Source organism: Pseudomonas sp. JS425, from assembly GCF_018223845.1.
Classification (GTDB): domain Bacteria; phylum Pseudomonadota; class Gammaproteobacteria; order Pseudomonadales; family Pseudomonadaceae; genus Aquipseudomonas; species Aquipseudomonas asiatica.
On record NZ_CP073661.1, the window covers coordinates 1,115,793 to 1,142,153 of the forward strand.

Consider the following 26,361-nt stretch of genomic DNA (forward strand, 5'->3'; position numbering starts at 1 on the left):
GGGGAAGTCATATTCTGCCCCGCGACGGGTCAATGTTCACTATTCATGAAACTGTTTCCCCCTTGGTCGGGGTCGCGTTTCGCATCAGCTCTTTGCGCAATTTGCCGGGGGACATGCCGAACAGGTTCTGGAAATGCCGAATGAAATGGGGAGCATCGGCAAAACCGCATTCGAAAGCGATTTCTCCGATATGTCGATCCGAGCTGATGAGCAGCCAGCGGCCAAACCTGAGTCGAACCTGGCGATAGAACTGGGCCGGAGTACTACTGGTTTCGGCGACAAACAGACGCTCCAGTTGCCGTTTACTGGTACCGACAAGGTTCGCGATCGCGTCGATATCCAAAGGCTCGGTCATGTGCTTTTCCATCAGCATCACGGCTTCGTGCAGGCGCCTGTTCGAAGAGCTGGCGTAGCCGAGTGCCTTGCGCCGATCGACGAAACTGCCAGAACTGCTTTTCGCAACTGTCATCTGGTGAACGACCTTGCCGGCCCGATCCGGGCCGCAATGCATCCCGATAAGATGGATGGCCAACTCGATCACCGAGATACCACCTGCGCAGGTGATCCGATCCTTGTCGATGAGGAAGTCACTGTTGCTGACAAAGCGCAATCGTGGGAACAGACGTTTCCAGTCATCGCAATGGTAGGCATGCACACAGGCAGTACGTCCCTCCATCAGGCTATGTCGCGCGAGCACGAAGCTGCCTGTGCATAGGCCGATCAAAGGCACGTCAGCGGCGGCTGCCTGATGCAGGAATGCCGGATAAGTCTTCGGCGCTGCCTCCAGGTAGTCCAGTAGCCCACCAATCACCACGATGTAATCGAATTGATGAGGGTCGGTGAGTTCACTGTCGATGGGTACATCCAGCCCGCAACTGGAAATGACTCTTTGCCCAGGGGTACCGAGGACTTTCCATTGGCATCGTATCGGGCGGCTCTGATCGCCGGTATCGGCAGCATGTCGCAACGCATCGGTCAGCCCCGAGAGTGACAGCAAGGGGAAGCGCGGCCATAGCACGATACCTATAGACAACTCGGTGGCGCCGCGTCGGCTTGGCGGATGTCGTGCCTGACCCTTGTCAAGCGCTTCCACGAGGCTTGCGCTGGAGGCGTTGGGCAGTGCATCTCCGAAATGTCGCAAATGTTCAATCATTCCTGCAAAGCATCCAACCAGTTATCCCGATCATCACCATACGATGAGCTTCTGCCTAACACCATGCTGTTCATAAAAAAAGCAATCTGGGAGCACGTGATGAAGAAGCCCAACGTTCGACGTTTTGCCGGTATCTACGCGGGTTTGCTGGTATCCATGCTGGCCTCGGTGCCGGCATTCGCACTGGAAACGGTAGAGCCTGGAAGCCTTACTATCGCGTTCACTGGCGATATGCCGGGGACCGGTTATCAAGACAGCCGGATGGTCGGCTATGACGGTGAAATCCTTCAACAAATATCTGAGAAGCTGGGCTTGAAGGTCAAGCCTGCCTTGATGGACTGGGCCAGCACCATCGCTTCGGTACAAGCTAACCGCGTGGATGTCATGGCCGGCACCATGGGCTGGACCGAGCAGCGCGCGAAGATCATGACCGTGAGTGACCCGATTCACTATTTCAAGAACGGCATCACCCAGACCGACAAGACCAACTGGAGCAGCCTCAAAGATTTGCAGGGCAAGAAGGTCGGCACCATCACCGGTTTCTCGTTCATCCCAGAGATGCGCAAGATCGAAGGGTTGCAAGTTGCGTTGTACGACACCTCCGATGCTGCGGTGCGCGATCTTCTCGCCGGACGCATCGATGCAGTGATCGGTGATCCTCCAGTCATGCAATACGCCATTTTTCGCAACGAGCAGTGGCACCTGCGTTTCAACGCCTTCACCGACAACGATCCGAATTTCCCACTGCTTACGGGGCTAGGTCAGGTGGTTTACGGCTTCAACAAAGAGGCCAGCCCGCAGCTGGTGGCTGCCGTGAACGAACAGATCCAGACCCTCTGGAAAAGCTGTGAAATGCGCACGATCGGTGCCCGCTACGGCCTGACTCAGGATGTCTGGTATGTGCCGGAAGGCAAGGACCTGAGGCAGGGGGTCGACCGTCCGGCGGACTGGAAACTGCCCGGCTGCAAGTAAGCGCTTGAGCGGATGAATCGGCCCGGTACCCGGTGCCGGTTCATCGCCATGTCTATAAAAAAAAGAGGTTAACCAAGATGTCGACCCCGTCCGAACCTGCGTTGCTGCGAGTGCATGACCTGCACAAAAGTTATGGTGATCTGGAAGTACTCAAAGGGATCAACCTGGAGTTGAAAGCCGGTGAAACCCTGTCGTTGATCGGCCCCAGCGGGTCGGGAAAGTCCACGTGCCTGCGTTGCATCAATTACCTGGAAAAACCCACTCGAGGTGATATCTGGCTGGGGGATGAGTTGATCGGCCAGGTCAAGGACGGTAAACGCACACGTCTGATGAGTGATCGGGAAATGGCTCCGCAGCGTCGCGAGATCGCGATGGTGTTCCAGCTCTTTTACCTCTGGCCACATTTGAGCGTACGCGACAACGTTGCGCTGGGGCCGATCAAGGCACAGGGTATGCCGCGAAAGCTGGCCTATGAGCTGGCCGATGCCATGCTGGAAAAAGTCCATCTGCGGCATAAAGCCGAGGTCTACCCCGAGCAGTTGTCCGGTGGACAACAACAGCGAGTCGCTATCGCCCGCGCGTTGGCCCAACAACCGAAGGTCATCCTGTTCGACGAGCCGACCTCGGCACTGGACCCCGAACTGGTGGGGGAAGTACTGGCCGTGATTCGTGAGCTGGCGCAAGAGGGCCGCACCATGATCATGGTGACCCATGAAGTGCGCTTCGCTCGGGATGTGGCGGATCGGGTGATCTTCATGGATGGCGGACACATAATCGAGCAAGGGCCTTCGGCGCATGTAATCGACAACCCAAGCCATGAGCGCACCCGCAGTTTTCTTGGGCGCATGGCCATGGAGGGCGCTTGATGGCGAACTTCGAGGTCTTTGTCGGGCTACTGCCTCTGTTGTTCAAAGGCGCGCTCACCGCCCTGGAAATCGCGCTATGTACCTTGCTGCTGGCGAGTGTCGGAGGGGTAGTGCTGGCGGTGTTGCTGACGTTCAGTCGATCACGGGTGTTGCATGGGGTGATCGGCTGTTTCATTGAGTGGATGCGCAATGTTCCTGCGCTGGCTCATTTGTTCCTGATCTATTTCGGTCTCTCCTACCTTGGCATCAACTTGCCCGCGTGGCTGGCCGCCATCGTTGGATTGAGTCTGGTGGGCAGCGCGGTGTTGGCCGATATTTTCCGTAGCGGCTTGCAGTCGCTGCATGTCGGTCAGCATGAAGCCGGGTTGGCTGTGGGGCTGAGCCGGATGCAGATTTTGCGCTGCATTCTCTTGCCCCAGGCCCTGCGCGTGACGTTGCCAGCGTTCGCCAACTACGTCACGCAATTGATCAAGGACACGTCCATCGCCTCGGCCATCGCCGTGCCGGAAATCATGTTCCTTGCGCGCAATCTGGTGACATCCACCTTCCAGACTTCACTGATCTATTTGGCTGTGATGTGCATCTACGCCGCGATGATTCTACCGATCGGTGTGGGATTCATTCGCCTCGAACGTCATTTTGGGAGCGCGCGATGATCAGCTTTTTCCAACAGTACCCAGAGTACTGGAGCGACTGGAGTGCTCGCCTGTTGCTCGGGGCACGGATCACTGCCGAATTGTCCCTGGTGGGGTTCGCCCTGGCAGTCGTGCTGGGGGCGTTGTTGGTCTGGGCGATGAGAAGTCCGAGTGTCATCCTGAAACGGCTGGCAGCGTTCTTTATTCAGAGCATGCGCGCTGTGCCTCTTCTGGCGTTGCTGCTGGCCCTGTATTTCGCATTGCCCAGCCTGGGGTTGACGTTGTCCGGCTACTGGGCCGGGGCCATCGGTCTGGGGTTGCAGGGTGCCGCTTACGTTGCGGAAATCCTTCGTGGCGGCCTGGATTCGCTGCATCGCGGCCAGCGCGAAGCCGCTATCGCCATCGGACTGACGCCGCTCAGAGCGTTTACTACCGTCATCCTGCCGCAAGTGATTCGCGTCATACTGCCACCACTGCTTAACGCCTACGTGTCAATCCTCAAGGACAGCTCATTGTGCGCTCTGATCGCCACCGATGAGTTGATGCTGGCGGCGCGGGCCATCGCTTCGGAAACCTTCCTGCCAATGCATGTCTTCCTGCTGGTAGGACTCTTCTATTTTGTTATCGCCTTCCCTCTTTCAATGCTGTCGCGCGTGCTTGAAAAGCACTTTTCACGCGGGCGCAAAACCGTGCGAGGTTGAACATATGAGCATCATGGATCGAGTTACTTCCCACAGCATTGCCCAGTTGCAGCAGGCACTGCAGGCGGGATCGCTGACTAGCGAAGCGCTGGTTCGTGCGCAACTGGCGCGCATCGAGCACTTTGACGAGCAGCTCAATGCCTATGTCGAGACCTATCCCTCGCGCGCTTTGAGCGCAGCCATCGCCGCTGATCGCCAGCGTGCGTCCGGTATACACCTGGGACCGCTGCATGGCATTCCTCTGGCTATCAAGGACTTGTTCGAGATCGATGGCCAGGCCATCACGGGCGGGTCAGTGGCACAGCAACCGCGTGTTTCGAGGGTGACCGCCACTGCAGTGCAACGCCTGGAACGTGCTGGTGCAATAATTCTTGGCAAGACCCATACCGTCGAATTCGCCTTCGGCGGCTGGGGCACCAATGCGGTGATGGGCACGCCATGGAACCCATGGGACCGTAACGTGCATCACGCTCCGGGGGGCTCAAGCAGCGGTTCGGCAGTGGCCGTGGCCAGTGGATTGGCGAGCGCTGCGTTGGGCACCGATACCGGTGGTTCGGTACGAATTCCGGCGGGCATGTGCGGCCTGGTCGGGCTGAAAACCACGCGTGGGCTTATCAGTCGCCATGGCTTGATCGAACTGTGTCCTTCGCTGGATTCGGTAGGGCCTATCACTCATACCGTTGAGGATGCGGCGTGGATGCTGGATGCATTGCTGGGGCCAGACCCGCTGGATCCGGTTTCGGCCCAGGCGCCTGTATTCAGCGCCGCAAACGGTCTCAATAAGCCGGTAGCCGGTTTGCGCATCTGGGTGTTGCCACAGGCCGAACGAGCGCATGTCGCGCCCGGGGTGCTGAAGGCTTACGATTTGGGGCTCGAGCAGCTGGCCGCGTTGGGCGTGCAACTGATAGAGCAATCGCTACCCACCACGTTGGAACAGTGCATGCGCATCGCTGGTGGACTGATGAGCGCCGAAGGTTATGCCAGCCTGGGTAGCTTGTTCGAGCGCGACGATCTGCGTTTCGATCCCCATGTTCAACGTCGCATACTCAGTGGTCGCGACATCGACGCAGCGTCGTACATCCAGTTGCATAATCAGCGCCGTGCCGCTCGGCATGCCATGCAGGAGGCCATGACCAACATAGACGCCTGCGTTTTCCCGACCAACGCTATTGGCAGTGTGCCGCTGGATGAGGTCGATGAATATGGCACACCGCTGGCCTTGTTGGGACGGTTCGCCAACTTGCTGAACCTGTGTTCGGTGGCGGTGCCCATCGGGTTCGATGAGAAAGGCATGCCGGTCTCGATGCAGATTGTGGGGCGGGCATTCGCCGAACCGCTGATTCTGCGCATTGGCCATGCTTATCAACAGGTCAGTGACTGGCACACGCTACGGCCTGAGGGCTGGGCGCTGGCAGACAAAGCGGTTGCGTGATCCATGTGACGGTTTGACATATCCCTGAGTATCACCTTGGCAGCATTGCAAGCTGGCCGAGGTGGAAGGGGCATTGCCGTACAAGATGGAGGAGCTGGTCAGTAGCCTCGATTATGCTCGACAAATGGCCGCTATTGCAGAAAAACATGGGCAGCGACTGAGAAGGTCCACCTGGCCTTGAGCGCAGGTGGCATGAGCCGTAACGGTAAACAAGGAGACAGCGAAATTACCCAGAGTGAACTTGAAGAACTCAGCGGAACTTTGCTGGTGGACCTTGCTACTACCGTATGGGGGAGTAGCAATCCTCAAACCTTGGTGACGGATAAAGCTTCCGACTAACCAGTGGGGGGGTGGTCGCTACTGTGGTGGTAACGCTCACGCAGTAGCGACTTTTGGCAGTACCGCGCTCGCAGGTCCCTGCCGGCCCGTAATCTTCATGGGTATGAGCGGGGAGCAGAAGCTACTGCACCGGATCACTCACCGGCTTGGCAAAGATGGCCTTGAGTTCGCTGGTCATCGGGAACTCCAGGTTCAAGCCTTTAGGCGGAATCGGCTGTTCGAACCAGCGCTGGTAGATCCCGTTGATCTCCCCTGAGCTGTACAGTTCGCCCAGCGACGCGTTCACCAGCGCGAGGAACTGCGGGTCATCCTTGCGCACCATGCAGCTGTAGATTTCCCGCGACTGCTCTTCCCCGACCACCACCCAGTTGTGCGGATCGCGAGCCTTGGCGCGTTCGCCGTAGAGCAGCGCATCGTCCATGTAGAACGCCGCCGCCCGGCCGGACTGCAACATCTGGAAAGCTTCACCATGGTCCTTGGCGCTGATCACGTACATGTCCATCTTGTTATCGACGTTGTAGCTTTTCAGATAGCGTTCGTTCGTGGTGCCTGCAGTGGTTACCACATTCTTGCCGCGCAGGTCGGTGAAACTCTTGATTCCGCTGTCTTTGGCTGTCAGTAATTGACCTTTGACATAGATGAACCCGTAGGAAAACGCCACCTGCTTCTGGCGCTCTGCGGTGACGCCGGTCGAGCCGCACTCCAGGTCAACGGTACCGTTCTGTACCAGCGGAATGCGGGTTTGCGATGTCACCAGGTTGTACTTCACCTTGAGCTGGGGCAATGCCAGCTTTTGCTGTACCCGCTCGACGATCTTTTTCGCCAGGTCTACTGAGTAGCCCATGGGTTGTCCCGAATGGTCTCCCACGTAGGAGAACGGCACCGAAGCATCGCGATAGCCCAGGGTAATGCTGTTGGCTCTGGCAATCTTGCTCAGGGTAGGCCCCAGCGCTGCTTCGTCAGCATGGGCCTGGGTGCCTAGCAACAGGCCAAGGGTGCAGCCGATCAACGTGATTTTTCGCATTGTTATTCTCCGTTGTAGGTGAGGGGTTAGCGACGTGCTGCAATAACGGTTATTTCCACCAACACCTGCGGACGCGCCAGTTCGGCCTGCAAGGTGGTGCGACTTGGTGCCTGGCCGGGCGACAACCAGGCGGACCACACTTCATTCATCGCAGCGAAATCTTTACCGATGTCCTTCAGGTAGATGGTCGCGCTGAGCAAGTGATCCTTGTCGCTGCCCGCCTCGGCCAATAATGCGTCGATCTTTTCCAGCACTTGGCGAGTCTGGCCGCCGGCATCGGTGGCGTCGTCCGGCACCTGGCCAGAGAGAAACACCAGGTCGCCGAAGGTCACGGCGCCGGACAAGCGTGGATTGGGCTGGATACGGTTAATGGTCATCGGGTGGTCCTTCTAAGGAGTTAGCGTTCAAGCTGCGCGGGGCGTAAAACCCTGCAGGTCGATGGAGGGGCGGCGCTGGCCGATCAGTTCACTGAGCAATCGTGCACTGGCGCAGGCCAGGGTGAAGCCCAGCGCACCATGGCCGAGGTTCAGCCACAGATTGCTATACGCCGTTGCGCCCAGCAGCGGTACGCCGCTGGGGGTCGCCGGCCGCATGCCGGCCCATTCGATGGCGTAGTCGTAGTCACCAGCATTGGCGAAGGTTTCACGGGCCTGGCGTTTTAGCAGGGCCAGGCGCTTGGGGTCCAGCGACGGATCGAAACCGACAATGTCGACCATCGCCGCCACCCGCAGCTGTTCGCCAATCCGGGCGTAGACGATCTTGCGATCGTAGTCGGTGATGCTCAGGTCCGGCGCCTTGTGCTGTGCGCCGATCGGTAATGTCAGGCTATAGCCCTTGAGTGGATACAGCGGCAGGTCGATGCCCGGCAGTGCCAGCAACGCACTGCGATGGCCGGCCGCAACCACCAGGTGCTCCACCGGCAGCACTTCGTCGTCCAGTTCAATCGCATTCACCACGCCATGCGCATGGCGAATTGCGGACACCGCCTGGCCCAGGCGGAACTTGCAGCGTCCCGACGCCTGCAGGCGCGCCGCCAGTTGCTGGCAAAAGCTGTGGCAATCGCCGACTTCTTCATCCGGGGTATAGATGGCGCCGACAAAGGGCGCCTCTGCCAGTGCCGGGTCCAGACGGGTGCAGTCGGCGTGCGACAGCACCTGTTGTTGCTGGGGCGCGGCAAGGTTCTTGCGCGCATGTTCGAAGCTGCTGGCCTGGCGGAAGGTGACCAGCTTGCCGTTGCGCCGCCAGTTGAAACCGTCCAGGCCATCCTCTTCTCGCCAGGTTTGCAAGGTCGATTGGCTCAACAGCGCGAGGCGCAACAGGTGGCCTGCGTTGGCGCGGTTGACCGAGGAGCGGCAAGCACCAAGGAATGCTGCCATCCAGCGCCATTGGGCACGATCGAAGCGCGGGCGCAATCGCAGCGGCGATTCACCGCGCAGCATCCAGCCAAGGGCCTGCAATGGCACACCTGCGTCGGCCAGGGGCGCCACGTACCGATAGGACAGCTGGCCGCCGTTGGCGAAGCTGGTTTCACTGCCCAACGAATCGCGAGCCTCGATCAGCGTCACGTCAAAGCCGTCGCGTACCAGTGCGTAAGCGGTTGACAGGCCAATGACGCCACCGCCGATGATGCATACATGCTGAGCCATGTCAGTCCTTGGTCGTGGTTGGAACGAGGCTGAGGTTAGGGCCAGGTGACAGGTGGCGAAAAATGAATAAAGATCGCTGAGCCATAAACAAAGGTTATGGACTTGCCATGCGCCTTCGCCATATCGAGATTTTCCAGGCCATCCGCCAGACCGGCTCGGTCAGCGGTGCCGCACAGTTGCTGCACGTTTCCCAACCTGCCGTGACCAAGGTTCTGCAGCACGCCGAGCAGCAACTGGGCTTCCCGTTGTTCCTGCGGGTGCGCGGCAAGCTGCAGCCCACGCCCGAAGCGCTGGAGCTGGAGCGTGAGGTCGACAAGGTAACGGAGAGTCTGCAAGGGGTGCGACGCCTGGCGCAAAGCCTGCGTCGCGCGCCAGGCCACAGCCTGCGGATCGGTGCGACCCCGGCACTGGCCCTGTCGCTGCTGCCGCCGGCCATTCATGAATGGACCCAGCGTTATCCGGATATCGCCTGCGAGTTGTCCAGCGCCCACAGTCGCGAACTGGTGCAGAACCTGTTGATGCGGGAGATCGATGTCGCCCTGACCTTGCAACAGCCAGATCACCCTGCGCTCAAGGCTCAGGCGCTGGCCAGCGGGGTTTTGGTGGCATTGGCACCGGCAGGTTATTGGCCGCTGGAAGATGAAGGCAAGCCGCTGCCGTTGGCGGCACTGGCCGGTGCGCCCATGATCGGACTGTCCAGCGCCGACCCGCTGTCGGTGCGCCTCGAAAGCTACCTCAAGGCGGTGGAGCCGCCGCCACGGGTGAGCATTGCGGTGCAAACCTATTCACTGGCCAGGGCGATGGTCGAATCCGGTGCTGGGCTGGCGGTGATCGATCCCTTCACCGCACTTGGCGCGGCGCCTGGGGCGACCGCGATCAGGCCGCTGGCCCCGGCGCTGCCGATTACCTTGTATGCGGTGACCCGCACTGCCGAACCGTCACCGCATACATTGAGCGAGCTGCTGACGATTTTCAGCAGCCGTGCCCAGGGGCAGCTGGATCGCTGGCGTTGACCGGACGGGCAAAAAAAAAACCGACCATAAGGTCGGTTTTTTCCGGATCTTGGTGCCCCGAGGGAGACTCGAACTCCCACTCCTTTCGAAAACGGATTTTGAATCCGCCGCGTCTACCAATTCCGCCATCAGGGCTTGTGGCGCGCAGTATAGAGAGCCACCGCTGGTCGGTCAATCGGCTTTCATGGTCAATTTTCACACATTGGGCTAAACTTCCCGGCCCTGCCGAACCGAACATCATCATGCGCGTCGCCGATTTTTCCTTCGAACTCCCCGATTCCCTGATCGCCCGCCACCCGTTGGCCGAGCGCCATGGCAGCCGTCTGCTGGTGCTCGATGGGCCAACCGGCGCGCTGGCGCACCGGCAATTCCCCGATCTGCTCGAGTACCTGCGCCCCGGCGACCTGATGGTGTTCAACAACACCCGGGTGATCCCGGCGCGGTTGTTCGGCCAGAAAGCTTCCGGCGGCAAGCTGGAAGTGCTGGTCGAGCGCGTGCTCGACAGCCATCGGGTGCTGGCCCATGTGCGCGCCAGCAAGGCGCCCAAGGTAGGCGCGGTCATCCTCATCGATGGCGGCGGCGAGGCCGAAATGGTCGCACGCCATGACACGCTGTTCGAGCTGCGCTTCACCGAAGAGGTGCTGCCGCTGCTCGACCGTGTCGGCCACATGCCGCTGCCGCCGTACATCGACCGCCCCGACGAGGGCGCCGACCGTGAGCGCTACCAGACTGTGTACGCCGAACGAGCCGGTGCAGTCGCCGCACCGACCGCAGGCTTGCACTTCGATGAGGCGTTGCTGGAGAAGATTGCCGCCAAGGGTGTAGAGCGTGCCTTCGTCACCTTGCACGTGGGCGCGGGCACCTTCCAGCCGGTGCGGGTCGACAAGATCGAAGACCACCACATGCATAAAGAGTGGCTTGAAGTGAGCCAGGAGGTGGTCGATGCCATCGAGGCTTGCCGCGCCCGTGGTGGCCGGGTAATCGCAGTCGGCACCACCAGCGTGCGTTCGCTGGAGAGCGCAGCGCGCGATGGCGTGCTCAAGGCCTTCAGTGGCGATACCGACATCTTCATCTACCCGGGCCGGCCGTTCCATGTGGTCGACGCCCTGGTCACCAACTTCCACCTGCCGGAGTCCACGCTGCTGATGCTGGTCTCGGCCTTCGCCGGCTACCCCGAGACCATGGCCGCCTACGCGGCAGCGGTCGAGCAGGGGTACCGCTTCTTCAGTTACGGTGATGCCATGTTCATCACCCGCAATCCGGCGCCACGCGGGCCCGAGGATCAAGCATGAGTCGCACCTGTCGAATGTCCTTCGAACTGCTGGCCACCGACGGCAAGGCCCGTCGTGGCCGCATCACTTTCCCACGTGGCACCGTGGAGACTCCGGCGTTCATGCCGGTGGGCACCTATGGCACGGTCAAGGGCATGCTGCCACGCGACATCGAAGCCATCGGCGCCGAGATGATCCTGGGCAACACCTTCCACCTGTGGCTGCGCCCGGGCACCGAGGTGATCAAGAAGCACAACGGCCTGCACGACTTCATGCAGTGGAAAGGCCCGATCCTCACCGACTCTGGTGGCTTCCAGGTGTTCAGCCTGGGCGCCATGCGCAAGATCAAGGAAGAGGGCGTGACCTTCGCCTCGCCGGTCGATGGCGCCAAGGTGTTCATGGGCCCGGAAGAGTCGATGCAGGTGCAGCGTGACCTGGGCTCGGACGTGGTGATGATTTTCGACGAGTGCACCCCGTACCCGGCCGAGCACGATGTGGCGCGCGCGTCCATGGAGCTGTCGCTGCGCTGGGCCCAGCGCTCGAAGAACGCCCACGCCGACAACACTGCGGCGCTGTTCGGTATCGTCCAGGGCGGCATGTACCAGGACCTGCGCATGCGCTCGCTGGAAGGCCTGGAAAACATCGGCTTCGACGGCCTGGCCATCGGTGGCCTGTCGGTGGGCGAGCCCAAGCACGAAATGATCAAGGTGCTGGATTACCTGCCGGGCCAGATGCCTGCTGACAAACCTCGTTACCTTATGGGGGTAGGCAAACCGGAAGATCTCGTTGAGGGTGTGCGCCGCGGCGTCGACATGTTCGACTGCGTGATGCCGACGCGTAACGCGCGCAACGGTCATCTGTTCGTCGATACAGGGGTGATCAAGATTCGCAATGCGTTCCATCGCCACGATGATTCGCCGCTGGATCCGACCTGTGACTGCTACACCTGCACCAACTTCTCCCGCGCCTATCTCCATCACCTGGACAAGTGCGGCGAAATGCTGAGCAGCATGCTGAATACCATCCACAACTTGCGCCATTACCAGCGCTTGATGGCCGGTTTACGCGAGGCTATTCAACAAGGTAAATTGGCCGCCTTTGTCGACGCCTTCTACGCCAAGCGCGGGCTTCCTGTGCCGCCTTTGGACTGACTGTCTGCATCCATTATTAGAAAATTACATTAGGAGTGCCCAATGAGCTTCTTGATCCCCGCCGCTTACGCGGACGCCGCTGCACCTGCCGCCGGCCCAGCCGGTACCGGCTTCGAGTGGATTTTCCTGGTCGGTTTCCTGGTCATCTTCTACCTGATGATCTGGCGCCCGCAGGCCAAGCGTGCAAAAGAGCAGAAGAACCTGCTGAGCAACTTGCAGAAGGGTGACGAAGTTGTCACCAACGGCGGCATCGCCGGCAAGATCGTCAAGGTTTCCGATGATTTCGTGGTCCTGGAAGTTTCCGACAACGTCGAGCTGAAGTTCCAGAAGGGTGCCATCGCGGCCACCCTGCCAAAAGGTACGCTCAAGGCTATCTGAGTTACCGGTTTCATTTTTCCAGTCGGGGCGCGCAAAGCGCCCCGCGTCTTGAACGGGCGGCGTGATGCTGAACAAATACCCTCTGTGGAAATACGCACTGATCGTGCTGGTACTGGCGATCGGTTTTATTTATTCCGCTCCCAACCTCTACCCGGATGATCCGGCGGTACAGATCAGTGGTGCCAGTTCGGCGCTGCAGGTGAACCAGGCCGACCTCGACCGCGTCAGCAAGGCGCTGGTCGATGCCAAGATCGCCGTCAAGGGCGTGAGCCTGGGTGAGAAGGGCAGCGGGCTGATCCGCCTGACCAATCAGGAAGACCAGCTACCAGCCAAGGATGTAGTGCGCAAGGCACTGGGCGATGATTACGTCGTGGCCCTGAACCTGGCCCAGACTACCCCGCAATGGCTGCGCAACCTGGGCGCAAGCCCGATGAAGCTGGGCCTGGACCTGTCAGGTGGTGTGCACTTCCTGCTGGAAGTGGACATGGACAAGGCCATGAACGCCCGCATGAAAGTCTACGAAGGCGAGGTCAAGACCTTGCTGCGCAAAGAGCGCGTCCGCTACCGCAGCCTGCCGCAGCAGGATGGCGGCATCATGCTGGGCTTCGCTGACGATGCTACCCGCGAACAGGCTCGTGTCCTGATCCGCAAGAATTTCAATGACTTCGACCTGACCACCACCGAGCGCAACGAGCTCGCCGTGCTGCGTCTGGCGCTGACCCAGGCGAAAGTCGCCGAGATCCGCGAATACTCGATCAAGCAGAACCTCACCACCGTCCGCAACCGGGTCAACGAGCTGGGTGTGGCCGAGCCGCTGGTACAGCGCCAGGGCGCCAACCGCATCGTGGTCGAGCTGCCAGGCGTGCAGGACACTGCCGAAGCCAAGCGTATCCTGGGTAAAACCGCCAACCTGGAGTTCCGCTTCGGTGCCGAGCCAGGCGCATCCAAGGCCACCACCGAGGTGTTCGAGTTCCGTGAAGGCGGCCGTTCCGCCGCGGTCGAGCGCGGCCTGATCATCACTGGTGACCAGGTAACCGACGCCCAGGCCAGCTTCGACGAACAAGGTCGCCCGCAGGTGAACATCCGCCTGGATGGCCACGGTGGCGAGCTGATGACCCGCGCTACCCGCAGCAACGTCGGCCGCAGCATGGCGGTGATCTTCATCGAGCAGAAGCCGGTCACCCGCTACGTCAAGCAGACCGTCGACGGCGTCGAGAAGGACGTTGCCGTACAGAGCTTCCAGGAAGAGAAGAAGATCATCAGCCTGGCGACCATCCAGTCGCCGCTGGGCAGCCAGTTCCGCATCACCGGCCTGAACGGCCAGGGCGAATCGTCCGAACTGGCCCTGCTGCTGCGTGCCGGTGGCCTGGCTGCGCCGATGTACTTTGCAGAAGAGCGTACCATCGGCCCAAGCCTGGGTGCCGACAACATCACCAAGGGTATCGATGCGTCGCTGTGGGGCATGCTGTTCGTCTCGCTGTTCATCATCGCCATCTACCGCGCCTTCGGTGTGATCGCCACCATCGCCCTGGCAGGCAACATGGTCCTGCTGCTGGCACTGATGTCGCTGTTGGGCGCCACCCTGACCCTGCCGGGTATTGCCGGTATCGTGTTGACCATGGGTATGGCGGTGGACGCCAACGTGCTGATCTTCTCGCGTATCCGCGAAGAGCTGAACGCCGGCATGTCGGTGCAACGCGCCATTCATGAAGGCTTCAACCGCGCCTACACCGCGATCATCGACGCCAACCTGACCAGCCTGCTGGTCGGCGGCATCCTGTTCGCCATGGGTACCGGCCCGGTCAAGGGCTTTGCGGTCACCATGTCCCTCGGGATTTTCACCTCGATGTTCACCGCCGTCATGGTGACCCGTGCAATGGTCAACCTGACCTGCGGCGGGCGTGACATCAAGAAGCTGTGGGTTTGAGGGAGCTGCGATGAAAACCATCAACTTCATGGGCGTGCGCAATGTCGCGTTCGCCGTTACCGTGCTCCTCACCGTGCTGGCTCTGTTCAGCTGGTGGCAGAAGGGCCTGAACTTCGGCCTGGACTTCACCGGCGGTACGCTGATCGAGCTGACCTACGAGCGCCCGGCCGACCTCAAGGCGGTGCGTGCCGAGCTGGTCAATTCCGGCTTCCACGAAGCAGTAGTGCAGAGCTTCGGTGCCACCACTGACCTGCTGGTGCGCATGCCGGGTGATGACCCGCAGCTGGGCAACAAGGTAGCTGAAGCCCTGCAGAAGGCTGGCGGCGACAATCCGGCCAAGGTCAAGCGTGTCGAGTTCGTTGGTCCGCAGGTGGGTGAAGAGCTGCGCGACCAGGGTGGCATGGGCATGCTTCTGGCCCTAGGCGGCATCCTCATCTACCTGGCCTTCCGCTTCCAGTGGAAGTTCGCCGTGGGCGCGATCGTCTCGCTGATCCACGACGTGGTGGTGACCCTGGGTATCCTGTCGTTCTTCCAGATCACCTTCGACCTGACGGTGCTGGCAGCGGTGCTGGCGATCATCGGCTACTCGCTGAACGACACCATCGTCGTGTTCGACCGGGTGCGCGAGAACTTCCGCGTCATGCGCAAGGCCTCGCTGATCGAGAACATCAACGTTTCCACCACCCAGACCCTGCTGCGGACCATCGCCACCTCGGTTTCGACCTTGCTGGCCATTGCCGCGCTGCTGTTCTTCGGTGGCGACAACCTGTTCGGCTTCTCGCTGGCACTGTTCATCGGCGTCATGGCCGGTACCTATTCGTCGATCTATATCGCCAACGTGGTACTGATCTGGCTGAACCTGAGCAGTGAAGACCTGATCCCGCCAGCCAAGACCGATGGTGTGGACGACCGTCCATAAGGCGTGCTCCACGCCGTTTGGCGGCCAAAAAGGCGCGAGTGTTGAACTCGCGCCTTTTTTTTTACTCCAAGGCTGGGAGAAGGCGGGTCGGACCCGCGGGTGATGATCAGGAGGTTCATGTGAACAAATCAATGCTTGTGGGTGCGGTACTGGGTGCTGTCGGTGTGACTGCCGGAGGTGCTGTCGCGACCTACAGCTTGGTCAACAAGGGGCCTGAATATGCACAGGTCACCGACGTGCAACCGATCAAACAACAGGTAAAAACCCCCCGTGAGGTCTGCAAGGACGTCGCCGTGACGCGTCAGGCGCCGGTCAAGGACCAGCACCAGATCGCCGGTACCGTGGTGGGCGCCATTGCCGGTGGCCTGCTGGGTAACCAGATCGGTGGTGGTAGCGGCAAGAAGATCGCCACCGTTGCCGGTGCGGTCGGTGGTGGTTATGCCGGTAACAAGGTGCAGGAGGGCATGCAGGAGCGTGACACCTACACCACCACGCAAACCCGCTGCAATACGGTCAACGATATCAGTGAGAAGGTGGTGGGCTACAACGTGAAGTACACCATCGGCGACAAGGTCGGGCAGGTGAAGATGGATCACGAGCCCGGTTCGACCATTCCACTGGACAAGAATGGCAAGCTGATCCTGAGTGAAGCCGGCCAGTAAGGCCGCATGGCTTCGACAGGCATAAAAAAAGCACCCCGAGGGGTAATGCCAGTCAGTTAAGACTGACGCTTTGAGCTTTAGCCCGTAGGCCGCAAAATCCGATGCTTGGAAACGAGCATCGGATTTTTTATGCGCCTGTCACAAGCCCTCTCCCTCACTCACGAAATGGCATCGCGGCCACATGCCCTCGAGGGGCTGGGGGCGTTGCTCGATCCTGATCTTGTGCAACAAGCTTTTGAGACGGCAGGTGTCGCGACCATTCGCAAGCGACGCCTCCCGCTTGAGAGCCTGGTGTGGTGCATCATCGGCATGGCGCTGTTCCGCCGTATGTCGGCTTGGGATGTCGTAAACCACATGGACATCATGCTGCCGGGCAAGAGGCCTCTGGTGGCCCCCAGTGCTGTTGTACAAGGGCGGCAGCGACTGGGCAGTGAAGCTGTACGTGAAGTTTTCACGCTCACTCAGCAGCGGTGGCACGAAGAAACCAAGCACCCGCACTGGTTGGGCTTGACGCTGCTTGGTGTGGACGGTGTTGTCTGGAGTACGCCTGACACAGCTGAAAACCGTGCGTTTTACGGGGGCGCTACCAATCAGCATGGGGATGGCGGTTTTCCTCAGGTTAGGATGGTCTGCCAGATGGAGCTGACCAGCCACTTACTGATAAACAGCACTTTCGAGAGCTACCACAGTAGTGAAATGAAGCTGGCAGAGCAGCTGATCGCGACCACGCCGAACCACTCGCTGACCCTGTTCGATAAAGGTTTCTATTCGTTGGGCTTGCTGCACCACTGGCAGTCACAAGGTGAGCATCGACACTGGCTGATCCCTGTGAAAAAGGGCACTCAGTACGAGGTGGAACACACGCTAGGACGCAACGATGCCGTGGTCGTCCTGCGCACATCGCCCCAGGCCCGCAAGCAATGGCCAGGCTTGCCGCTGGAAATGCGGGCACGACTGCTGAGCAAAACAATCAAAGGAAAGGTTGTGAGTGTCTTGACCTCAATGACCGATGCGCAGCGCTTCCCTGGCGATGAGATCGTTGATCTTTACAGTCAGCGCTGGGAAATCGAGCTGGGTTATCGGGAGATCAAACAAGGACTTCTGGGGGGCGAATACACCCTGAGAAGCAAGACGCCGGAGATGATTGCGCAAGAGCTGTGGGGCGTGCTGTTGGGCTACAACCTATTGCGTTATCAGATGGTGCAGATGTCGAGACAGTGCCCAGGCGTGTACCCATGCGAGATGAGCTTTACCGCTTGTAGCTGGGCGATTCTGGGCTTGCTGCATGGCACGTCATTAAACCATCCCGGCAACTTGCCAGGTTTTTTGGCAGATCTGCAGGCGTCAGCGGCTCAGTATGTCCTACCCCATCGGCGACCCGATCGATGGTTCCCCAGAGTGGTGAAGCAGCGCCCTGCAAAATATCCGACCCGAAAATGAAAATGCCAGTCAGCTTAACTGACTGGCATTACCCCGAGGGGTGCTTTTTTGTTTGCCGGCAATCCGCGCTTAGCGCTTCATGTTCTCTGGCAGGTGCGGCTGGATGGCAGTCAGCACGGCCTTGAAGCACTTGATGTTGCCCGCAACGATATGGCCCTTCTCGAGGAAGTCATGGCCGCCGTTGAAGTCGCTCACCAGGCCGCCCGCTTCCTGGATCAGCAGCACGCCGGCCGCCATGTCCCATTCGGACAGGCCCGACTCCCAGAAAGCGTCGAAACGGCCGGCGGCCACGTAGGCCAGGTCCAGGCTGGCGGAGCCGGCGCGGCGGATACCGGCGGTCTGGCCAGTCAGGGCGCGGAACATGCCCAGGTAGTTGTCCAGGTCGGCCATCTGGCTGTCACGGAACGGGAAGCCGGTACCCAGCAGGGCGCCTTCCAGGCTGGTGCGCGAGCTGACACGCAGGCGGCGACCATTGAGCTGGGCGCCACGGCCGCGGCTGGCAGTGAATTCTTCCTGGCGAACCGGGTCGACGATCACGGCGTGCTCAAGGCGGCCACGGTATTTGCAGGCGATGCTGACGGCGAAGTGCGGGATGCCACGCAGGAAGTTGGTGGTGCCGTCCAGCGGGTCGATGATCCACAGGTAATCCTTGCCTTCTTCGCCGCTACCCGCGTGCAGGCCGGTTTCCTCGCCCTGGATGGAGTGGTTCGGGTAGGCCTTGCGCAGGGCGTTGACGATGCTCTGCTCGGCGGCGCGATCGACTTCGGAGACGTAGTCCTTGGCCTCTTTCTCATCGACCTTGATGCTATCCAGGCGTTCGATGGAGCGGAAAATCAGTTCACTGGCGCTGCGAGCGGCGCGCAGGGCGATATTCAGCATAGGCTGCATGGGCGGGTCACCTGGAGATGTTAAAGAAGAAAGCCGATCATTCTAGCAGAAAACTTTGGCGGCAGAAGTGTCACATTTGCTTTCATGGCGTTACGTCTGTCGGTTCTGTAAGATCGAAGGCCCTGATTCCTGCATCTGTGAGCACAACACCTTGCTGCAAAATATTCGTGTTGTTCTGGTCAATACCAGCCACCCCGGCAACATCGGCGGCGCTGCACGTGCCATGAAAAACATGGGCTTGTCGCGTCTGGTGCTGGTGCAGCCGAAAGAGTTCCCCGCCGTGGATGCCAGTGCCCGAGCCTCGGGTGCCGACGATGTGCTGGACAATGCCCAAGTGGTCGACAGCCTCGAACAGGCGTTGGTCGGCTGCAACCTGGTAATGGGCACCAGTGCCCGCGAGCGGAGCATCCCCTGGCCGTTGATCGGCCCGCGCGAGTGCGGGGCCAAGGCGGTGGAGCATGCCAACGGTGGCGAGGAAATCGCCCTGGTGTTCGGGCGTGAACACGCCGGCCTGACCAACGAAGAGCTGCAGCGATGTCACTTCCACGTGCACATTCCCTCCAACCCCGACTTCAGCTCGCTGAACTTGGCTGCCGCTGTCCAGGTGCTCTCCTACGAGGTGCGCATGGCCTGGCTGGCCGCCGGTGCAGCGCCGGGCAAAGTCGAGAAGGTTGACGCCAGCGAGCTGGCGACGATGGACGAAATGGAGCTGTTCTACGACCACCTGGAGAAGACCCTGGTCGGTATCGGCTTTCTCGACCCCGAAAAGCCCAAGCACCTGATGCCGCGCCTGCGCCGGCTGTATGGGCGGGTGGCGGTCGAGCGTTCGGAAATGAGCATTTTGCGCGGCATCCTCACCGAGACCCAGAAAGTGGTCCGGGGCGAGCCGCATAAACGGAAGGACTGACAGATGTTCGAACGCCTGCGTGAAGATATTCAAAGCGTATTCCACCGTGACCCGGCTGCGCGCAACGCCTTTGAGGTGCTGACCTGCTACCCAGGCATGCACGCCATCTGGCTGCACCGCCTGGGCAATGCCCTGTGGAAGCGTGATTTCAAGTGGCTGGCCCGCCTGGTATCGAACTTCGGCCGCTGGCTGACCGGCATCGAGATCCACCCCGGCGCCACCATCGGACGGCGCTTCTTCATTGACCACGGCATGGGCATCGTCATCGGCGAAACCGCCGAGATCGGCGACGATGTCACCCTTTATCAGGGCGTGACCCTGGGCGGCACCAGCTGGAACAAAGGCAAGCGACACCCCACCCTGGAAAACGGTGTGGTGGTAGGGGCGGGGGCCAAGGTGCTGGGCCCGTTCACCGTCGGCGCCGGGGCCAAGATCGGTTCCAATGCGGTGGTGACCAAAGCCGTGCCGGCCGGGGCTACGGCGGTTGGTATCCCCGGGCGAATCATCGTCAAGAGCGAAGACAACGAGGTCGAGGCCAAGCGTAAGGCCATGGCTGAGAAGATCGGCTTCGATGCCTATGGCGTCAGTGGCGACATGCCCGACCCGGTGGCCCGTGCCATCGGCCAGATGCTCGACCACCTGCAGGCAGTTGACGAACGGCTGGAGGGCATGTGCGGCGCCCTGACCAAGATGGGTAGTGATTACTGCGCCAAGGAACTGCCAGCCCTGCCGGAAGATGACTTCAAGGAAGTTGCCCAGGTGGCTCAGCGCGACACTCAGTCACATTGATTGCGCCGCGCTGAAATCATGGTGACATACGGGGCGTGTGCTCACGCCCCCTGTCTGCTACAATCGCGCCCGCCTCCCCGATGCAAACCCGACTAAAGCACTAGGTCTAATAGTTGACTTAAATGCTCGGGAATCGCATACTCGCTCACATCCTGTAACTCCCGTGGTACCCAATAGCCATGCGACTGACTACCAAAGGCCGATACGCCGTGACCGCCATGCTCGACCTGGCGTTGCACGCGCAGCATGGGCCGGTGTCTTTGGCCGACATTTCCGAGCGCCAGGGCATTTCCCTCTCTTATCTGGAACAGCTGTTCGCCAAGCTGCGCCGCAGCAGCCTGGTCTCCAGCGTGCGTGGTCCAGGCGGTGGCTACCAGCTGTCGCGGGGCATGGAAACCATCCAGGTGGCCCAGGTCATCGATGCGGTCAACGAATCGGTCGATGCCACCCGTTGTCAGGGCCTCGGGGACTGCCATGCCGGTGATACCTGCCTGACCCACCACCTGTGGTGCGACCTCAGCCAGCAGATCCATGAATTCCTCAGCGGTATAAGCCTGGCCGACCTCGTCATGCGCCGTGAGGTGCAGGAAGTCGCCCAGCGCCAGGACCTGCGTCGTGTCGCAGGCCGAACCGCCCAGCTGGACAAGATTGAGACGTCCGCCGTCGATTGATCCCTCCGGGACGACGAGCGACGCCACCGCCTGATAGGAGAGACAAATGAAGTTGCCGATCTACCTCGATTACTCCGCGACCACCCCGGTCGACCCACGCGTGGCCCAGAAGATGGCCGACTGCCTGCTGGTCGACGGGAACTTCGGTAACCCGGCTTCGCGCTCCCACGTCTTTGGCTGGAAAGCCGAGGAAGCGGTCGAGAACGGTCGCCGCCAGGTTGCCGAACTGATCAACGCCGATCCGCGCGAAATCGTCTGGACCAGCGGTGCCACAGAGTCCGACAACCTCGCACTCAAGGGCGTCGCGCACTTCTATCAGACCAAGGGCAAGCACATCATCACCTCCAAGATCGAGCACAAGGCGGTCCTGGATACCGCTCGCCAGCTGGAGCGTGAAGGTTTCGAAGTCACCTACCTCGAGCCAGGCGAAGACGGCATCGTCACCCCGGCCATGGTCGAGGCGGCGCTGCGCGACGACACCATCCTGGTTTCGCTGATGCACGTGAACAACGAAGTCGGCTCGATCAACGATATCGCCGCCATCGGTGAACTGACCCGCTCGCGCGGCGTGCTGTTCCACGTTGACGCCGCGCAATCGGCCGGCAAGGTCGAAATTGACCTGCAAAAGCTGAAGGTCGACCTGATGTCGTTCTCGGCGCACAAGGTCTACGGCCCGAAAGGCATCGGCGCGCTGTACGTCAGCCGCAAGCCTCGTGTACGCCTGGAAGCCATCATTCACGGAGGTGGTCATGAGCGCGGCATGCGTTCGGGCACCCTGCCGACCCACCAGATCGTCGGCATGGGCGAAGCCTTCGCCATCGCCAAACAGGAAATGGCCGCGGAAAACGTACGCATCAAGGCCCTGAGCGACCGCTTCTTCAAGCAGGTCTCGGACCTCGAAGAGCTGTACGTCAACGGCAGCAAGACTGCCCGCGTACCGCACAACCTGAACCTGAGCTTCAACTACGTCGAAGGCGAATCGCTGCTGATGTCGCTGAAGGATATCGCCGTATCGTCCGGTTCGGCCTGCACCTCCGCGTCGCTCGAGCCGTCCTACGTATTGCGCGCCCTGGGCCGCAATGACGAGCTGGCGCACAGCTCGATCCGCTTCTCCTTCGGCCGCTTCACCACCGAAGAAGAAGTCGACTACGCCGCGCAGAAAGTCTGCGAGGCCGTGAACAAACTGCGTGAGCTGTCGCCGCTGTGGGACATGTACAAAGACGGCGTTGACATCTCCAAGATCGAGTGGGCCGCCCACTAAGCAGTCGCCGGCAAGAGCGGCTCCCTGATGAGGAAGGAATTGCACCATGGCATACAGTGAAAAGGTCATCGACCACTACGAAAACCCGCGCAACGTCGGCAAGATGAACGCCGAAGACCCGGACGTCGGTACCGGCATGGTCGGCGCCCCGGCCTGCGGTGACGTGATGCGCCTGCAGATCAAGGTCAACGAGCAGGGCGTGATCGAAGACGCCAAGTTCAAGACCTACGGCTGCGGTTCGGCCATCGCTTCCAGCTCCCTCGCCACCGAGTGGATGAAGGGCAAGACCCTGGACGAAGCCGAAACCATCAAGAACACCCAGCTGGCCGAAGAACTGGCGTTGCCGCCGGTCAAGATCCACTGCTCGGTACTCGCCGAAGATGCCATCAAGGCAGCCGTTCGCGATTACAAGCAGAAGAAAGGCTTGATCTAAGTCGCCTGTTGCGAGGTAAGGAGTCCTGATGGCTATCAGCATGACAGAAGCCGCCGCCAACCACGTGCGGCGTTCCCTGGAAGGGCGCGGCAAGGGCGAAGGCATTCGCCTGGGCGTGCGCACCACCGGTTGCTCGGGCCTGGCCTACGTGCTGGAGTTCGTCGACGAGCTGGCGGACGAGGACCAGGTGTTCGAGAACCATGGCGTCAAGGTGATCATCGATCCCAAGAGCCTGGTCTACCTCGATGGCACCGAACTGGACTTCGTCAAGGAAGGGTTGAACGAAGGCTTCAAGTTCAACAACCCCAACGTGCGCGGTGAGTGTGGCTGCGGCGAAAGCTTCAACGTTTGAGGCTGGCTGTGGGCACTCCTTGTCATTTCGCATTGTTTGACCTCCAGCCAAGCTTCCGCCTGGATCTCGACAAGCTGGCCACTCGCTATCGCGAGCTGGCCCGCGAAGTCCATCCCGACCGCTTTGCCGACGCCTCCGAGCGCGAGCAGCGCGTGGCGCTGGAAAAGTCCGCGGCACTCAACGACGCCTACCAGACACTGCGCAGTGCGCCGCGTCGCGCCCGCTACCTGCTGGCCATCGGCGGCCACGAAGTGCCTCAGGAGGTCACGGTCCACGACCCTGACTTCCTGTTGCAGCAGATGCAGTGGCGTGAAGAGCTCGAAGAATTGCAGGACGAAGCCGACCTCGATGGCGTGGCCGTGTTCAAGAAGCGCCTGAAGGTCGCCCAGGACACGCTGAACGAGGACTTTGCCGCCTGCTGGGACGCCCCAGGCGAGCGCGACAAGGCCGAACGCCTGATGCGCCGCATGCAGTTCCTCGACAAGCTCGCCCAAGAAGTGCGCCAACTGGAAGAGCGCCTCGACGATTAACCCGGTGCTGCCCGTGATAGCACCTAAGGTATTCAGATAAGCATGGCCCTACTGCAGATTGCCGAACCCGGTCAAAGCCCTCAGCCGCATCAGCGCCGCCTGGCGGTGGGGATCGACCTGGGTACCACCAACTCCCTGGTCGCCGCACTGCGCAGCGGCCGTAGCGAGCCCCTGCCCGACGCGCAGGGCAATGTCATTCTGCCGTCCGCGGTGCGCTACCTCGAAGGGCGCAACGAAGTGGGGCAGGCTGCACGCGATGCCGCTTCCAGCGACCCGCTGAACACCGTGCTGTCGGTCAAGCGCTTGATGGGGCGCGGCCTGGCCGACGTCAAGCAACTGGGCGAGCAGCTGCCGTACCGCTTCGTTGGCGGTGAGTCGCACATGCCGTTCATCGACACTGTGCAGGGGCCGAAAAGCCCGGTGGAAGTGTCCGCCGATATTCTCAAGGTGCTGCGCGAGCGTGCCGAAGCCACCCTTGGTGGTGAGCTGGTGGGCGCGGTTATCACCGTGCCGGCCTATTTCGACGATGCCCAGCGCCAGGCCACCAAGGACGCTGCGCGCCTGGCCGGCCTGAACGTGCTGCGCCTGCTCAACGAGCCGACCGCCGCTGCCGTGGCCTATGGCCTGGACCAGAACGCCGAAGGCGTGGTGGCCATCTATGACTTGGGCGGCGGTACCTTCGACATTTCCATTTTGCGCCTGACTGCCGGCGTATTCGAAGTGCTGGCCACCGGTGGCGATACTGCCTTGGGCGGTGACGACTTCGACCACGCCATCGCTGGCTGGATCATCGAGCAGGCCGGGCTGTCATCCGACCTGGACCCGGCCACCCAGCGCGCACTGTTGCAGACCGCCTGCGCCGCGAAGGAAGCCCTGACCGACGCCGACGTGGTCAGCGTCAGCCATGGCACCTGGCAGGGCGAGCTGAGCCGCGCTGGCTTCGAAGCCATGATCGAGCCCATGGTCGCCCGCAGCCTCAAGGCCTGCCGTCGCGCCGTGCGTGACAGCGGTATCGAGCTGGAAGAAGTCAGTGCCGTGGTCATGGTCGGTGGTTCGACCCGCGTACCGCGTGTGCGTGAAGCCGTCGGAGCACTGTTCGGTCGCACCCCGCTGACCTCGATCGACCCCGACCAGGTGGTGGCCATCGGTGCCGCCATCCAGGCCGATACCTTGGCCGGCAACCGCCGCGAAGGTGGCGAACTGCTGCTGTTGGATGTCATCCCGCTGTCGCTTGGCCTTGAGACCATGGGCGGGCTGATGGAGAAGGTGATCCCGCGCAACACCACCATCCCGGTGGCGCGTGCCCAGGAGTTCACCACCTATAAAGATGGCCAGTCGGCCATGATGATCCATGTACTGCAGGGCGAGCGCGAGTTGATCAGCGACTGCCGCTCGCTGGCGCGCTTCGAGCTGCGTGGCATTCCGGCCATGGTCGCCGGTGCGGCAAAAATCCGCGTCACCTTCCAGGTCGACGCCGATGGCCTGCTCAGCGTCGCCGCCCGCGAGCTGGGCTCGGGCGTGGAAGCCAGCATCCAGGTCAAGCCGTCCTACGGCCTGACCGACGGCGAAATCGCCCGCATGCTCAAGGACTCCTTCGAACACGCAGGTTCCGACAAGCAGGCCCGCCAGCTGCGTGAGCACCAGGTTGACGGCGAGCGCCTGCTCGAAGCAGTACAGGGCGCCCTGGACGCCGACGGCGAGCGCCTGCTCAGCAGTGACGAGCGCGACGCCATCGAATTCCAGATGCAAGAACTACGTGATTTGCTGGCCGGCACCGATGGCGCAGCCATCGAGCAACAGACCAAGCGTCTGTCGCAGGTGACCGACGCATTTGCCGCCCGTCGCCTTGATTCGACGGTCAAAGCCGCACTGGCCGGGCGCAACCTGAATGAGATCGAGGAGTAACCGATGCCGCTGGTGACATTCCTGCCGCACGAGAAGTTCTGCCCCGAAGGGCTGGCCGTGGAAGTCGAGACCGGGACCAACATCCTGGAACTGGCCCACGACCATCACATCGAGATGGAAAGCGCCTGCGGCGGCGTCAAGGCCTGCACCACTTGCCACTGCATCGTGCGCAAGGGCTTCGACTCGCTCGAAGAAGCCGACGAACTGGAAGAGGACATGCTGGACAAGGCCTGGGGCCTGGAGGCTCAATCGCGCCTCGGCTGCCAGGTGGTTGTCGCTGACCAGGACCTGGTCATCGAGATCCCCAAGTATTCGCTCAACCACGCCGCCGAAGCGCCGCACTGAGGTTTACCCATGAGCCTGAAATGGATTGATGTACTTGAGATCGCCATCCAGCTTGCAGAAAGCAAGCCGGAAGTCGATCCTCGTTATGTGAATTTCGTCGATCTGCACCGCTGGGTGCTGGCCTTGCCAGAATTCAGCGACGATCCGTCACGTGGCGGTGAGAAAGTGCTCGAGGCCATCCAGGCGGCCTGGATCGAAGAAGCCGACTGAACGCGTCCTGCAGGTTAGGCAATCCCCTGGAACCCGCGTATAATTCGCGGGTTTAATTTTTCGCAACACTCATTTTTCTGGAGTTTTCCATGGCTGTTCAACGTACTTTCTCCATCATCAAGCCTGACGCCGTTGCCAAGAACGTCATCGGCGAGATCACCACTCGTTTCGAGAAAGCCGGCCTGCGCGTCGTCGCTTCGAAAATGAAGCAGCTGTCCAAGGCCGAAGCCGAAGGCTTCTACGCCGAACACAAAGAGCGCGGCTTCTTCGGTGATCTGGTTGCCTTCATGACTTCCGGCCCGGTCATCGTTCAGGTTCTGGAAGGCGAAAACGCCGTTCTGGCCAACCGCGAGCTGATGGGCGCCACCAACCCGAAAGAAGCTGCTGCCGGCACCATCCGTGCTGACTTCGCCGTTTCCATCGACGAAAACGCTGTTCACGGTTCCGACTCGGAAGCTTCGGCTGCCCGCGAAATCGCTTACTTCTTCTCCGCTACCGAGCTGTGCGACCGCATTCGCTAAGCGAAGCAGGTCTTGGGTGA

The 26,361-nt window shown here is 60.9% G+C and carries 29 protein-coding genes, 1 tRNA gene and 1 pseudogene; 25 read left to right on the forward strand and 6 right to left on the reverse strand.

Annotated elements, in window-relative coordinates:
- Window positions 1-43: 43 nt before the first annotated feature.
- Complete coding sequence (locus KDB76_RS05090) at window positions 44-1,153, reverse strand: GlxA family transcriptional regulator (protein WP_044039531.1); 1,110 nt, start codon at window positions 1,151-1,153, stop codon at window positions 44-46.
- Between the two features lie 99 nt (window positions 1,154-1,252).
- Between KDB76_RS05090 and KDB76_RS05095 the strand changes: the two genes are divergently transcribed.
- From KDB76_RS05095 to KDB76_RS05120, 6 genes and pseudogenes are all read left to right on the forward strand, one after another.
- A complete protein-coding gene (locus tag KDB76_RS05095; protein WP_024086300.1) occupies window positions 1,253-2,125 on the forward strand; it encodes an ABC transporter substrate-binding protein in 873 nt (290 codons plus the stop codon).
- Window positions 2,126-2,202: 77 nt separating this feature from the next.
- Window positions 2,203-2,991, forward strand: a complete 789-nt coding sequence (locus KDB76_RS05100; RefSeq protein ID WP_013971000.1) for an amino acid ABC transporter ATP-binding protein — start codon at window positions 2,203-2,205, stop codon at window positions 2,989-2,991.
- The gene (locus tag KDB76_RS05105; RefSeq protein WP_013971001.1) at window positions 2,991-3,647 is read left to right on the forward strand and encodes an amino acid ABC transporter permease; all 657 of its coding nucleotides are present in this window, start codon (window positions 2,991-2,993) and stop codon (window positions 3,645-3,647) included. Before KDB76_RS05100 ends, KDB76_RS05105 begins: the two co-directional genes overlap by 1 nt.
- Window positions 3,644-4,327 (forward strand): amino acid ABC transporter permease, encoded by a 684-nt coding sequence (locus KDB76_RS05110; protein ID WP_013971002.1) that lies wholly within the window; start codon window positions 3,644-3,646, stop codon window positions 4,325-4,327. Before KDB76_RS05105 ends, KDB76_RS05110 begins: the two co-directional genes overlap by 4 nt.
- 4 nt (window positions 4,328-4,331) lie before the next feature.
- The gene (locus KDB76_RS05115) at window positions 4,332-5,759 is read left to right on the forward strand and encodes an amidase (protein ID WP_013971003.1); all 1,428 of its coding nucleotides are present in this window, start codon (window positions 4,332-4,334) and stop codon (window positions 5,757-5,759) included.
- Between the two features lie 204 nt (window positions 5,760-5,963).
- Window positions 5,964-6,098 (forward strand): annotated as a pseudogene (locus KDB76_RS05120) (alanine racemase); the annotation flags it as partial.
- Window positions 6,099-6,219: 121 nt separating this feature from the next.
- On the opposite strand, the gene KDB76_RS05125 reads toward KDB76_RS05120, so the two are convergent.
- From KDB76_RS05125 to KDB76_RS05135, 3 genes are read right to left on the reverse strand one after another with little or no spacing between them, the layout of a single operon-like run.
- Window positions 6,220-7,122, reverse strand: coding sequence for a transporter substrate-binding domain-containing protein (locus KDB76_RS05125; RefSeq protein WP_013971004.1), 903 nt, complete (start codon window positions 7,120-7,122; stop codon window positions 6,220-6,222).
- A gap of 26 nt (window positions 7,123-7,148) precedes the next feature.
- Window positions 7,149-7,499 carry a RidA family protein gene (locus tag KDB76_RS05130; RefSeq protein WP_013971005.1) on the reverse strand — a complete coding sequence of 117 codons (351 nt, stop codon included), beginning with the start codon at window positions 7,497-7,499 and terminating at the stop codon, window positions 7,149-7,151.
- 27 nt (window positions 7,500-7,526) lie between these two features.
- A complete protein-coding gene (locus KDB76_RS05135; RefSeq protein WP_013971006.1) occupies window positions 7,527-8,768 on the reverse strand; it encodes a D-amino acid dehydrogenase in 1,242 nt (413 codons plus the stop codon).
- A 107-nt stretch (window positions 8,769-8,875) separates the two neighbouring features.
- Between KDB76_RS05135 and KDB76_RS05140 the strand changes: the two genes are divergently transcribed.
- Window positions 8,876-9,781 (forward strand): LysR substrate-binding domain-containing protein, encoded by a 906-nt coding sequence (locus KDB76_RS05140; RefSeq protein ID WP_013971007.1) that lies wholly within the window; start codon window positions 8,876-8,878, stop codon window positions 9,779-9,781.
- A gap of 50 nt (window positions 9,782-9,831) precedes the next feature.
- On the opposite strand, the gene KDB76_RS05145 is transcribed toward KDB76_RS05140, so the two are convergent.
- Window positions 9,832-9,916: transfer RNA gene (locus KDB76_RS05145), tRNA-Leu, on the reverse strand.
- 107 nt (window positions 9,917-10,023) lie between these two features.
- Between KDB76_RS05145 and queA the strand changes: the two genes are divergently transcribed.
- From queA to KDB76_RS05180, 7 genes are all read left to right on the forward strand, one after another.
- Complete coding sequence (gene queA / locus KDB76_RS05150) at window positions 10,024-11,073, forward strand: tRNA preQ1(34) S-adenosylmethionine ribosyltransferase-isomerase QueA (RefSeq protein ID WP_013971008.1); 1,050 nt, start codon at window positions 10,024-10,026, stop codon at window positions 11,071-11,073.
- Between the two features lie 14 nt (window positions 11,074-11,087).
- Window positions 11,088-12,203, forward strand: a complete 1,116-nt coding sequence (gene tgt, locus KDB76_RS05155; protein WP_013971009.1) for a tRNA guanosine(34) transglycosylase Tgt — start codon at window positions 11,088-11,090, stop codon at window positions 12,201-12,203.
- A 42-nt stretch (window positions 12,204-12,245) separates the two neighbouring features.
- Window positions 12,246-12,581, forward strand: a complete 336-nt coding sequence (gene yajC / locus KDB76_RS05160) for a preprotein translocase subunit YajC (RefSeq protein ID WP_003259111.1) — start codon at window positions 12,246-12,248, stop codon at window positions 12,579-12,581.
- A 64-nt stretch (window positions 12,582-12,645) separates the two neighbouring features.
- On the forward strand, window positions 12,646-14,508 hold the full coding sequence (gene secD, locus KDB76_RS05165) for a protein translocase subunit SecD (protein WP_013971010.1): 1,863 nt from the start codon (window positions 12,646-12,648) through the stop codon (window positions 14,506-14,508).
- Between the two features lie 10 nt (window positions 14,509-14,518).
- Entirely contained in the window at window positions 14,519-15,427 is a 909-nt protein-coding gene (gene secF, locus KDB76_RS05170; protein ID WP_013971011.1) for a protein translocase subunit SecF, read from the forward strand.
- A gap of 119 nt (window positions 15,428-15,546) precedes the next feature.
- Window positions 15,547-16,089, forward strand: a complete 543-nt coding sequence (locus KDB76_RS05175; protein ID WP_013971012.1) for a glycine zipper 2TM domain-containing protein — start codon at window positions 15,547-15,549, stop codon at window positions 16,087-16,089.
- A gap of 129 nt (window positions 16,090-16,218) precedes the next feature.
- Window positions 16,219-17,529 (forward strand): IS4 family transposase, encoded by a 1,311-nt coding sequence (locus tag KDB76_RS05180; RefSeq protein ID WP_024086280.1) that lies wholly within the window; start codon window positions 16,219-16,221, stop codon window positions 17,527-17,529.
- A 69-nt stretch (window positions 17,530-17,598) separates the two neighbouring features.
- On the opposite strand, the gene suhB is transcribed toward KDB76_RS05180, so the two are convergent.
- Window positions 17,599-18,417, reverse strand: coding sequence for an inositol-phosphate phosphatase (gene suhB, locus KDB76_RS05185; protein WP_003257850.1), 819 nt, complete (start codon window positions 18,415-18,417; stop codon window positions 17,599-17,601).
- 151 nt (window positions 18,418-18,568) lie between these two features.
- Between suhB and trmJ the strand changes: the two genes are divergently transcribed.
- The 11 genes from trmJ (at window position 18,569) to ndk (ending at window position 26,341) form a co-directional block, all read left to right on the forward strand.
- A complete protein-coding gene (trmJ, locus tag KDB76_RS05190) occupies window positions 18,569-19,324 on the forward strand; it encodes a tRNA (cytosine(32)/uridine(32)-2'-O)-methyltransferase TrmJ (RefSeq protein ID WP_031325634.1) in 756 nt (251 codons plus the stop codon).
- Window positions 19,325-19,327: 3 nt separating this feature from the next.
- On the forward strand, window positions 19,328-20,113 hold the full coding sequence (gene cysE, locus KDB76_RS05195; RefSeq protein ID WP_013971015.1) for a serine O-acetyltransferase: 786 nt from the start codon (window positions 19,328-19,330) through the stop codon (window positions 20,111-20,113).
- Between the two features lie 179 nt (window positions 20,114-20,292).
- On the forward strand, window positions 20,293-20,784 hold the full coding sequence (iscR, locus tag KDB76_RS05200) for a Fe-S cluster assembly transcriptional regulator IscR (RefSeq protein ID WP_008092572.1): 492 nt from the start codon (window positions 20,293-20,295) through the stop codon (window positions 20,782-20,784).
- 46 nt (window positions 20,785-20,830) lie between these two features.
- Window positions 20,831-22,045, forward strand: coding sequence for an IscS subfamily cysteine desulfurase (locus KDB76_RS05205; RefSeq protein ID WP_013971017.1), 1,215 nt, complete (start codon window positions 20,831-20,833; stop codon window positions 22,043-22,045).
- A gap of 46 nt (window positions 22,046-22,091) precedes the next feature.
- Entirely contained in the window at window positions 22,092-22,478 is a 387-nt protein-coding gene (gene iscU, locus KDB76_RS05210; RefSeq protein WP_003248539.1) for a Fe-S cluster assembly scaffold IscU, read from the forward strand.
- A gap of 28 nt (window positions 22,479-22,506) precedes the next feature.
- Complete coding sequence (gene iscA, locus KDB76_RS05215) at window positions 22,507-22,830, forward strand: iron-sulfur cluster assembly protein IscA (protein ID WP_003257854.1); 324 nt, start codon at window positions 22,507-22,509, stop codon at window positions 22,828-22,830.
- An 8-nt stretch (window positions 22,831-22,838) separates the two neighbouring features.
- Window positions 22,839-23,360, forward strand: coding sequence for a co-chaperone HscB (hscB, locus tag KDB76_RS05220; RefSeq protein ID WP_015269012.1), 522 nt, complete (start codon window positions 22,839-22,841; stop codon window positions 23,358-23,360).
- A gap of 42 nt (window positions 23,361-23,402) precedes the next feature.
- Complete coding sequence (hscA, locus tag KDB76_RS05225; protein ID WP_015269013.1) at window positions 23,403-25,265, forward strand: Fe-S protein assembly chaperone HscA; 1,863 nt, start codon at window positions 23,403-23,405, stop codon at window positions 25,263-25,265.
- Between the two features lie 3 nt (window positions 25,266-25,268).
- Window positions 25,269-25,610, forward strand: a complete 342-nt coding sequence (gene fdx, locus KDB76_RS05230; RefSeq protein WP_038408721.1) for an ISC system 2Fe-2S type ferredoxin — start codon at window positions 25,269-25,271, stop codon at window positions 25,608-25,610.
- 9 nt (window positions 25,611-25,619) lie between these two features.
- On the forward strand, window positions 25,620-25,820 hold the full coding sequence (gene iscX / locus KDB76_RS05235) for a Fe-S cluster assembly protein IscX (protein ID WP_003257859.1): 201 nt from the start codon (window positions 25,620-25,622) through the stop codon (window positions 25,818-25,820).
- 89 nt (window positions 25,821-25,909) lie between these two features.
- Window positions 25,910-26,341, forward strand: coding sequence for a nucleoside-diphosphate kinase (gene ndk / locus KDB76_RS05240; RefSeq protein WP_013971021.1), 432 nt, complete (start codon window positions 25,910-25,912; stop codon window positions 26,339-26,341).
- Window positions 26,342-26,361 lie beyond the last annotated feature (20 nt).